Consider the following 10,315-nt stretch of genomic DNA (forward strand, 5'->3'; position numbering starts at 1 on the left):
TTTTGAAAAAAGCCCCCACACCCCCAAAAACTTTTTCAATTTTGGGCTATAGCATATCCAACGGCACAGCACGCTTCGGCGGCGCGAAGGCCTTGTCGATGGCGGCCAGATCCTCTGCGGTCAGCTGCAGCCTCAGCGCGCCCAGATTTTCCTCGATCCGTGCCGCATGGCCGGTTTTGGGAATGCTCACCACCCCCTCCTGGCGCAAGCCCCAGGCCAGCGCCACCTGCCCGGGCGTTGCCCCATGCGCCGCCGCCACCGCCTTCACCGCCGCACTCTCCAGCACCTTGTTGTGCTGCCCCAGCGGCGTGTAGGCCATCACCGGAATCCCCCGCCCCTGGCACCAGGGCAGCAGATCGAACTCGATCCCCCGCGTTTGCGGATTATACAGCACCTGATTCGCCGCACAGCCCGCGGGCAGGCCCCGCATATCCTCAAGGTCGAAATTCGAAACACCCCAGGCGCGGATCTTGCCCTGCGCGCGCAGCGCAGCGAACGCCTCGATCGTCTCCTCCACCGGCACGCTGCCGATCCAGTGCAGCAGATAGAGATCGAGATACTCCGTCCCCAACCGCTTCAGGCTGGCCTCGCAGGCGCGGATCGTGCCCGCCTTGCTGGCATGGGACGGGGCGACCTTGCTGACCAGCAGCAGCCGCTCACGCTCGCCCCGTACCGCCTCGCCCAGCAGCGTCTCGGCGGCGCCATCGCCATAAATCTCGGCGGTGTCGAACAGCGTGATGCCCTGGGCGATGGCCGCCTTCAGCGCCGCCAACTCCTCGCTCCGGCGCGCCGGGCTCTCGCCCATGCGCCAGGTGCCCAGCCCCATCGCCGGCAATTCCAGCCCGCCGGCCTGTTTCATGCTGCGCATCGCGGCTCCTCCTTGGCTTGCGTGATCCGCCTCAGCTTGGGGCCGCCCGCGCCGGTTTCAAGCCTCGGCCGGGCTCTCCGCCACGCTCCGGGCGGGGGCTTGCGCCAGCATCTTCATCGCCATCGCCAGCGCGCCCTCACGGCTCTTCGCCGCGCCGACGAAGCGGCGCACATGCACGAACACCGCATCCTCCACCCCGCAAACCGCCGCCAGCGCCTCGCCCTGCAACCCGGCCCATGCCTCGGGGAAGGGCAGGCGCTGCGCGAAGGACCCGGGCTCCGGCGGCATCGTGTCGATCATCCAATTGCCGTTGGAAGCCGGCGAGATGCAGAACAGAATCGGCAGCTCATGCGCGAAGGCGGCACTCTTCCAGGGCATGCCGGTCTCCAGCACCAGCAAACGCGGCTCCGGCCCGGCCTGATAGGCGGCCAGCACGCGGGCATCGGCCTCCATGCGGCTGCGCTTGCCCTCCACCTTCAGCGCCAGCACCCCGGCGGCGAAATCCGCCGCGCGCAGAAACGCCGCATCCCCGGCGGTGGCGCCATTCGCCTCGTCACTGTCCCAGCTCGGGTTGTAATCGCCGATCAGCGCCGCCAGCCCCAGACTGTCACGCAGCACCGGCCCGCTCATCGAGACGCCATTATCGATCTCGTCGATCCGCTTCACCAGCCCCTCATTCAGCTCTTCTGCGATCGCAGCGGCAAAGCCCTGCGCCGCGTCCGGCAGCAAAGCCGCCACCGCGCGCGCGCCGTAAACCTGCCAGAGCAGCCCGGCGGCGGAATAGGGCGTGCCATCCTCGCGCTGCGGTGCGCCGATCTGGTGATGGTCGAAGCGCTGCGCCTGCGGGTCGTAAACGCTGCCGACATCGAACACGATATCCCCGCTCTCGATCAGCTCGGGCTTGCGTGTGCGCAGCAGAACATGGTCCTCGCCGGGGCGCGACAGCCCCAAAGCCAGGCGCAGCACGGCATAGCCGAACACCTCGTCGCAATGGAACTTGCCGCTATGGGTGACAAGGCGCGGCAATTGAGCAGGGATCATCGAGGCATTCCAGTCTGGCAGGGTCAAAATCCCCCCTGCCCTACAAAGCATGGCCGCCCCCGTCCAGCTTTGCGGCCGGCAAACCCGGCCCAATTTTTCGCCAGCCCGCCCAATGCTTCACCATTTTCAAACCAGGATAGACTCTGGTTTATTTCCACCGAAGCCATGGATAGGAAAATCGTTCTGCCCCTCTCCCCTGGCCCTGTGTAGCATCCGGGCTTTGCAGCAGAAGGCGAGTTGAGGTGATGGCTGACGAAACGATCGAGGTGCTGGTGATCGGCGCCGGCCAGGCCGGCATCGCGGCGGCGGAGCATCTGGGCGCGGCTGGCATCCCCTATCTGGTGCTGGAGCGCGCGCGCATCGCCGAGCGCTGGCGCAGTGCGCGCTGGGATTCGCTGGTCGCCAACGGCCCCGCCTGGCATGACCGGTTTCCGAACATGGCATTCCCCCATCGCGGCCCGGACGCCTTTGTGCCGAAAGAGGAAGTCGCCGATTATTTCGAGGCCTATGCCAAACAGATCGACGCCAATCTGCGCTGCGGCGTCGAGGTGCAGGCGGTGCGCCGCAACCCTGAAGGCCCGGGCTTCATCGCGCAGACCAGCCAGGGGCGCATCGGCGCGCGCGCGATCATCGTCGCCACCGGGGCATTCCAGACCCCGGTCCATCCGGCGCTCATTCCCGCGCAGCCCGGCCTCACCCAGCTCCATTCCAGCGCCTATCGCAACCCCGCCCAGCTCGCCCCCGGCGCGGTGCTGGTGGTCGGCTGCGGCTCCTCGGGCACGCAGATCGCCGATGAGCTGCAGCGCGCCGGGCGCCGGGTCTATCTCTCCGTCGGCGCGCATGACCGCCCGCCCCGGCGCTATCGCGGCCGGGATTTCTGCTGGTGGCTGGGGGTGCTGAATAAATGGGACGCCGAAGCCCCGCCCAGCACCGCGCATGTGACCATCGCGGTCAGCGGCGCGCGCGGCGGCGAGACCGTCGATTTCCGCCGCCTGGCCCAGCGCGGCATCACCCTGCTCGGCCTCACCGAAGCCCATGCGGACGGCAAGCTGCGCTTCGCCGATAATCTCAAGTGTAATCTCGACAAGGGCGACGCCAATTATCTCGCTTTGCTGGCAGAGGCCGACGCCTATATCGCCCGCAACCATCTCGATCTGCCGCCGGAAGAAGACGCCAAAATCATCCCCCCCGATCCGGATTGCGTCACCCATCCGATCCGCGAACTTGATCTGGCCCAGGCCGGCATCACCAGCATCATCTGGGCCACCGGCTTCAGGGCGGATTATAGCTGGCTGCAGCTGGATAGCTTCAACGCCAACGGCACCCCCAACCATGCGCGCGGCGTGGCGGCGGAGCCGGGGCTGTATTTCCTCGGCCTGCCCTGGCAGTCCCGCCGCGGCTCCTCCTTCATCTGGGGCGTCTGGCACGATGCGAAATTCGTCACCGACCATATCGCCAAGCAACGCGCCTATCTCGCCTATGAGGGCATGGCGCTGCCGGCGCTGAATGGCTGACCGCGTTGCCAGCCCGACCGCCCCTGCCCTATTCTGCCCCTGGATGGCGACAAGGCGGACAGAATGGCGGCGGCACCCTATCGGCTGAGCCTGCGGATCTACCTCCCCAACGGGCTGCGGCTCGGCCCGGGCAAGATCGCGCTGCTGCAGGCGGTGGCGGCGCAAGGCTCGATCAGCGCCGCCGCCCGCGCCCAGCGCATCTCTTATAAACGCGCCTGGGATCTGCTGGAGGAGATGAACCGGCTGCTGGAAGCGCCGGTGATCGAGACCATGCAAGGCGGCAAAACCGGCGGCGGCGCCCGCCTCACCGCAACCGGCATCGCCTTGCTGGCGCATTACCAGGCGGTGCTGGACGCGGCGGAAACCCAGGGCAGCGCCGCACTCAAAGCGATCGCGGCGCTGGGGCAGATGCCGGAAGATGCGCCGGCGCACTGAGAGAGGCGGCATATTTTTCCGTCGGCTGGTCCAGCCGCTTAAATGACGGAGAAAAATTAATCCTTCCGCAAGCTCGATCGTCGAAGCTCTGGCCGGTTAATTGTTAGGGACGGGTGGCGCAGAATGTCGACGTTTAATTTTTTCAGCGGCGCGGGCGCGGCAGCCACGCTGGCCGCTTTGTCCGCCTCGCTGGGCATCATCGAGTTCGATACCAGCGGCAAAATACTGAACGCCAACGAAAATTTCTGCAAGGCCATCGGTTACGAATTGGCCGAGATCAAGGGCAAACATCACCGGATATTTATCGATCCCGCCTATGCGCAGAGCCAGGACTATAATGAATTCTGGGCGAAGCTCCGGCGCGGCACCTATGAGGCCGGTGAATATAAGCGCATCGGCAAGCAAGGCCGCGAAGTATGGCTGCAAGCCTCTTATAATCCGGTTAAAAACCGGCGCGGCGCCGTCGTCAAAATCGTCAAGCAGGCGACCGACATCACCGCCGAGAAGCTGAAAAACGCCGAAACAAAAAATATATTTGAGGCGATTTCCCGGGCCTAGGCGATGATCGAGTTCACCGTCGATGGACAGATCATCACCGCCAACGATCATTTCCTGAAGGCCATCGGCTACCAGCTGGCTGAGATTAAAGGCCGCAAGCACAGTATGCTGGTCGATCCTGATTATGCGCAATCCGCGGATTATCGGGCGTTCTGGAAAAAACTGGCGGCGGGCGAATATATCGCCGCGGAGTTCAAGCGCATCGGCAAGGGCGGCAAGGAGGTTTGGCTCCAGGCTTCTTACAACCCGATCTTCGATCTCAACGGCAAGGTGGTCAAGGTGATCAAATTCGCCACCGATATCACCGGGCGCGAACGTGCCGTCCAAGGCATCGCGGCCGGCTTGAAGGAATTGTCTGCCAATAATCTCACCTACCGGATCAATGATCTGTTCATCCAGGAATTCGAACCGGTTCGCCTCGATTTCAATGCGTCGCTGGACAAGCTGGACGCGACGATGCGCGCGATTTCCACGAACACACAGGCGGTCCGCAACGGCTCGTCCGAAATCTCCACCGCCTCGGATGATCTCGCCCGGCGCACCGAGCAACAGGCCGCCAGCCTCGAAGAGACCGCCGCGGCGCTGGATCAGATCACCACGACCGTCAGCGAGGCCGCGGGAAGTGCCAAGGCGGCGCGCGACATTGTGGAGAAGGCTCAGGCCGACGCGGAGCGCTCCCGGACGGTGGTGACCGAGACCGTAAGCGCCATGGCGGGAATCGAAACCTCCTCCAAACAGATCAGCAATATCATCGGCGTCATCGACGAGATTGCGTTCCAGACCAATCTGCTGGCCCTGAATGCGGGGGTCGAGGCGGCGCGCGCCGGCGATGCCGGGCGGGGCTTCGCCGTGGTCGCCACCGAGGTGCGCGCCCTGGCCCAGCGCTCCGCTGATGCGGCGAAGGAAATCAAGGCATTGATTTCCACCTCCGGCCAGCAAGTGGAAACCGGGGTGCGGCTGGTGAACGAGACCGGCAACGCGTTGGAGAGTATCGCCAAACAGGTCTCGAGGCTGAACGGCTTGATCGTCAACATCGCCGCCTCGGCGCAAGAACAGTCCTCCGGGCTCGGCCAGGTCAACAGCGCCATCAACGATCTGGATCAGGTGACCCAGAAAAACGCCGCGATGGTGGAAGAGACAAGCGCCGCCAGCCATAGCCTAACGCAGGAAGCCGAGACGCTGGCCAAGCTCATAGGCCAGTTCCGGATCGGCGATGCGGCGGCGAGGGCGCGGCCTGCCGGCGGCTGGGCGCCAGCAAGAGGCAGAGCCGAGCAAGCCATGTCCGGCAGCTTCGCCGCCTTGGCCTCTTAGAACCTGTTCCGTTCACATTGACGCGCGGAACACGTTTCGCTTTTTTGAAAAATTAAAGCGCTTTTTGGGGACCGCCTTTTTCAAAAAAGCAGCGATGATGTGGGGGCTTTTTGTAACCCCCCCACACCCCCAAAAACTTTTATCAGTTTTGCAGCGGATTTTTAAAAGGGCTTGGCAAAAAATCCCTTAACCTACCGACGCGCCATAAATCCGCTCCAGCCACTCCCTTGCCGGGATCGGCCGGGTGAACAGATAGCCTTGCATGCGCGCGCAGCCATGGCGGCGCAGGAAGCTCACCTGCGCGGGCGTCTCCACCCCTTCCGCCACCACATCCAGCCCCAGCCGGCGTCCCATCGCCAAAATCACCTCGACAATGGCGACAGAGGACGCATCCTCCGGCACCTGGCCGACAAACCCCTTATCGATCTTGATCTCATGGATCGGCAATTGCTGCAGATAATGCAGGCTGGAATAGCCGGTGCCGAAATCATCCACTGAAAACCGCACCCCGTGCGCCGCTAAGCTGCGCATGATCGCGCCGATCTCCAGCACATCCTTCACCAGCAGATTTTCGGTGATCTCCAGCGTCAGCCGGTCGGGCGCGATGCCGGAACTCTCGATCGCATCCAGCACATGGCTGACAAAAGCCGGGTCGCGGAATTGCCGGGGGCTGACATTCACCGAAAGCCGGGTCAGCGGACGATACGCCTTCACCCGTGCCAGCAGGCTGCAGGATTCACGCAACACCCAGCGCCCCAGCGGCACGATCAGGCCGGAGCTTTCGGCGACGCTGATGAACTGCGCCGGCGAGATGATCCGCCCATCCTGGCCGCGCAGGCGGATCAGCGCCTCGGTGCTCACCGCCAGCCCATCCTCATCCACCTGGTCCTGCAGCCAGATCTCGAAGCGCCCGGCCTTCAGCGCGCCGCGGATCTCATCCTCCACCGCATGCCGCGCCATCAGCGATTGATACATCGCCGGCTGGAACATCACCACCTCGGTATCGCTGGTCTTGGCCTGATACATCGCCGTGTCCGCCTCGCGGATCAGCGCATCCAGCGTATCGTCGGGCTTGGGGAAGATGGTGAAGCCGATGCTGGCCCCCAGATGATATTCCCGCTCGCCCAGCATGAAAGGCTGGCTGGCCAGCGCATCCTTGATCTTGCGCGCGACGATTCCGGCATGCTGGGCCGCCGCCTCGCCGGTGGCGCCGGCCTCGGTCAGCAGCACCACGAATTCATCGCCGCCGACGCGCGCCACCGTGTCGCGGGCGCGCAGCACCAGCTTCAGCCGCACCGCCACCTCGCGGATCACCTCATCCCCGGCGGCATGGCCGAGCATGTCATTGATCACCTTGAATCGGTCGAGATCGATGAACAGCAGCGCGCCCTGGCTGCCATTGCGCCGCATCTCGGCCAGCGCCTCGCCCAGCCGCTCATTCAGCAACCGGCGGTTCGGCAGCTCGGTCAGCGGGTCGAGATGGGCGAGCTGGTAGATCTTCTCTTCCGCCGTGCGCCGCTCGGTGATGTCGATCCAGGCGCCGACGATGCGGAAATGCGCCGCCCCTTCCACCCGGCGCAGCGTCATCTCATCGCGGATCCAGCGATAGCTGCCATCGCGATGGCGGATCTGGTAGCGAAGGGTGCACTGGCCTTTTTCCAGCACACACCGCATGGCATCCACCAGCTGGGCGCGATCCTCCGGATGAAGCCGGCTGCGCCACCAATCCTGGCTGCAGGCATCGGCCGGCGCAAAGCCCAGCATGTCCTGAATATTCGGGCTCACCCCCAGCGGCGTCACCTCCTCGCCGGTCACCGCCAGCTCGTAGAGCACCACGCCGCTGGCTTGCAGCAGCCGCTCCAGCCGGGTCTCGCTCTCCGAGCGGGCGATGAGGGCGACATCGCGCTCCTGCCGGGTCTTGATCGCCTCCAGCGCCTTGCCGAGATTGGCGGTCAGCTCGCTGAGCAGAATCTGCTCCTCGTCGCCGAAGGCCATCGGCGTCGCGGAATAGAGCACGAACACGCCATCGGGGGGCGCCTCCGGCGGCCCGAAGGGCAGCGCGATGACGGCGCGAAACCCGTTCGCCAGCGCCTGCTCGCGCCAGGGCGCGAAGCTCGGTTCGCGGGCGACATCGTGCACCACGGCCATCCGGGCGTCACGCAGGGCACGCCCGGCTGGGCCTTGCCCGGCAGGCACGTCCGCCCAGGAAAGATTGAGCCGGGCGGTATAAGCCTCGCCCGCGCCATGATGCGCGGCGACCTGGATGCGTCGTGCCTGATCCTGCCGCGCCAGCCCGATCCAGGCGCCCTGATACCCGCCAACCTCCACCCCCAGCCGGCAGGCGGCGGCGAACAAGGCACGCGGACGCTTGGCCTGCTCGAAGGTCTCGGTGGAGGCGTGAATGGTGCGCAGCGCCCGGTTGGCGCGGGCCAGCGCATCCTCGCGCTGGCGCCCCAGCAGCAAGGGCGTCAGCCGGGTGATGAATTCCAGGATCAGCCCATGCATCCCGGCCGGCACATCCGGCCGCTCGAAGCCCAGCACCAGGCCAAAGCGCCACGCCGCGAGGTCGAACGGATGCATGATCTGCCGCCGCAGGCCAGCGGCCACCAGCTCCTCCAGCCGGGGATAATGGTGCAGATCATCCGCCAGGCTCAGCGGCCCGGTATCCGCCACCTGGCCCTGCGCCAGCTGGCTGCCAAAGCTGAACAGGCTGAATGGCATGCGCCCGAACCAGCCGGACATCTCCGACGCCGCCAGGCCACTTTCCGGCTGAAAATAGGATTTCACATATTCGATCTGCGCCGCCGCCGGATGCAGCGCCATCAGCATGCAGATCGCCGCCCCCATCCGCTCGGCGCAATAAGCCAGCGCCTGGTCCAGGGCCGCGTCGAAATCCGGCGCCCCGGCGATGCCCGAGGCCAGGCAGTTCCAGAAGGCCGTGTCCGCCGAGGCGGCAATCTGCTCGCGCTGCAGCCGGCGCACCTCCAGCTCGGTGATCACCGCGCCCGCGAGGTCGCGCAGGAAGCGACGCTCCGCCGCGGCGAACGCGCGCCCCGGCGTGGCATCGCGCACGCACAGCATGCCGATGCGATGCCCCTGCGGCGTGATGACCGGAATGCCGGCATAAAAGCGGAAGGGCAGAGACGGGCCGGCATCCTGGATCACAAAGCCGTCTTCCTGGCGGATGGCGTCCTGGCACAGGGCCAGCTCCTCAGCCGTCCAACCTGGCGCCTCCGGGCCGCCGCCGCTCCAGACGCGCTGACCATCCTGGAAGCGCAGCATCCCGGCCTGCACGCCAAGCCCTTCCGCCGCGAGCCGGGCGAAGCGCTCGAACGGCGCCGGCGCATCCCTCACCGCATAGCGCGCCAAAGCCGCGAGCTGGCGCTGCTCCAGCTCCACGCCGGAAACGCGAGCTTGCCAGAATTCATGCAAATCGATCATGCCGACCAAAGGACTAACATGACGGCCGAATTGTTAAAAACACGTCCAGGTCGGGAGTCTCCCATACTCATTTCGGCATCTTGCGCGTCAGGAATGTTTAAAATTTTACGTCTTGTCCAGCCCCTCTGTTTCAGGCCGGGATAAGGCCCCAGCCGCGCCGCCCCCAACCGGCCAGGACAATCGGCCCAAATCTTGCTTTTTGCCATCCCTAACGCTAGGACAGCGTCACAGCCACAGGCGCGCGGGGACCCTCCATTCCCCGCCCCGCCGCTGCCATTTGGCATTTCCGCAGACGGCTTCTGCACAAATCGCATCTGAAGATGTGCATCGTTTGGAAAGGACAAAGAATGACATTCGCCACGCCCGTCGAGGCCGTGATCTTCGATATGGACGGGCTTCTGCTCGATACCGAATCCCTCGCCATGGCCGCCCTGGTCTCTGCCGGTCAGGCGCTGGGCTACGACATGAAAGACGAATTCTGCTATCTGATGATCGGTGCGCCGGCGGATAAATGCCGCGCTCTGGTCACGGAAACATATGGCGCGGATTTCCCGCTGGAGCGCTATTTCGCGACCCAGGAACAGCATCTGCGCGAACTGGTCGATGCCGGAAAAATGCAGCTGAAAAGCGGCGTGATTGAAATTCTCGACGAGCTGGACCGGCAGGGCATCAAGCGCGCCATCGCCACCTCCTCCTCGCGGCTGCGCACCGACCATCATCTGCAGCTGGCCGGCATCGCGCATCGCTTTCAACAAATCGTCACGCGCGACGATGTCACCCGCGGCAAGCCCCATCCGGACCCGTATCTGAAGGCCGCCTCACTGCTCGGCGTGACGCCGGATCGCTGTCTGGCGCTGGAAGATTCCTATAACGGCGTGCGCGCCGCGGTGGCCGCGAAGATGCGCGTGATCATGATCCCGGATCTGCTGCCCGCCACCGATGAGATGCGCAATGTCGCGCATCGCATCGTGACCTCGCTGCACGATGCCGTTACCCATCTGCAGGAGCTGCGCCAGGCCGCGTAAGGCCGTGCAGCCTAGAGCCTCAAGCTTTTAGCTTGCGGCTCTAGGCTTTTGATATTGGCGAGCAATTTCATGTGTTAATCTTGAGGCTGCCGCGTCAAGATTAACACATATTGCTCTAACAT

At 64.8% G+C, this 10,315-nt stretch carries 8 protein-coding genes; 5 read left to right on the top strand and 3 right to left on the bottom strand.

Translation table 11 applies throughout. The features are described 5' to 3' along the window. Nucleotides 1–46: 46 nt before the first annotated feature. Together MXAZACID_RS07810 and MXAZACID_RS07815 are read right to left on the bottom strand one after the other, a co-directional pair. Nucleotides 47–868: an aldo/keto reductase gene (locus MXAZACID_RS07810; protein ID WP_008493692.1), complete on the bottom strand. Its 822-nt coding sequence runs from the start codon at nucleotides 866–868 to the stop codon at nucleotides 47–49. A gap of 57 nt (nucleotides 869–925) precedes the next feature. Continuing rightward, complete coding sequence (locus MXAZACID_RS07815) at nucleotides 926–1,909, bottom strand: MYG1 family protein (protein ID WP_039884787.1); 984 nt, start codon at nucleotides 1,907–1,909, stop codon at nucleotides 926–928. Nucleotides 1,910–2,154: 245 nt separating this feature from the next. On the opposite strand from MXAZACID_RS07815, the gene MXAZACID_RS07820 reads away from it, so the two are divergent. The 4 genes from MXAZACID_RS07820 to MXAZACID_RS07830 all read left to right on the top strand — a co-directional run bounded on the left by MXAZACID_RS07820 (nucleotide 2,155) and on the right by MXAZACID_RS07830 (nucleotide 5,727). Continuing rightward, nucleotides 2,155–3,423, top strand: a complete 1,269-nt coding sequence (locus MXAZACID_RS07820; RefSeq protein ID WP_008493694.1) for an NAD(P)/FAD-dependent oxidoreductase — start codon at nucleotides 2,155–2,157, stop codon at nucleotides 3,421–3,423. A gap of 63 nt (nucleotides 3,424–3,486) precedes the next feature. Next, entirely contained in the window at nucleotides 3,487–3,858 is a 372-nt protein-coding gene (locus MXAZACID_RS07825) for a winged helix-turn-helix domain-containing protein (protein ID WP_008493695.1), read from the top strand. A 123-nt stretch (nucleotides 3,859–3,981) separates the two neighbouring features. Further along, complete coding sequence (locus tag MXAZACID_RS19700) at nucleotides 3,982–4,416, top strand: PAS domain-containing protein (protein ID WP_008493696.1); 435 nt, start codon at nucleotides 3,982–3,984, stop codon at nucleotides 4,414–4,416. Nucleotides 4,417–4,419: 3 nt separating this feature from the next. After that, nucleotides 4,420–5,727, top strand: a complete 1,308-nt coding sequence (locus MXAZACID_RS07830; protein ID WP_008493697.1) for a PAS domain-containing methyl-accepting chemotaxis protein — start codon at nucleotides 4,420–4,422, stop codon at nucleotides 5,725–5,727. A 186-nt stretch (nucleotides 5,728–5,913) separates the two neighbouring features. Here MXAZACID_RS07830 and MXAZACID_RS07835 read toward each other — a convergent pair whose 3' ends face one another. Beyond that, nucleotides 5,914–9,168, bottom strand: coding sequence for an EAL domain-containing protein (locus tag MXAZACID_RS07835; protein ID WP_051060279.1), 3,255 nt, complete (start codon nucleotides 9,166–9,168; stop codon nucleotides 5,914–5,916). Nucleotides 9,169–9,515: 347 nt separating this feature from the next. On the opposite strand from MXAZACID_RS07835, the gene MXAZACID_RS07840 reads away from it, so the two are divergent. Next, nucleotides 9,516–10,193: an HAD family phosphatase gene (locus tag MXAZACID_RS07840; RefSeq protein WP_008493699.1), complete on the top strand. Its 678-nt coding sequence runs from the start codon at nucleotides 9,516–9,518 to the stop codon at nucleotides 10,191–10,193. The last annotated feature ends 122 nt before the right edge of the window (nucleotides 10,194–10,315 follow it).

Origin of the sequence: Acidocella sp. MX-AZ02 (assembly GCF_000306035.1) — a bacterium.
In the GTDB taxonomy this organism is placed as follows: Bacteria; Pseudomonadota; Alphaproteobacteria; order Acetobacterales; family Acetobacteraceae; genus Acidocella; species Acidocella facilis.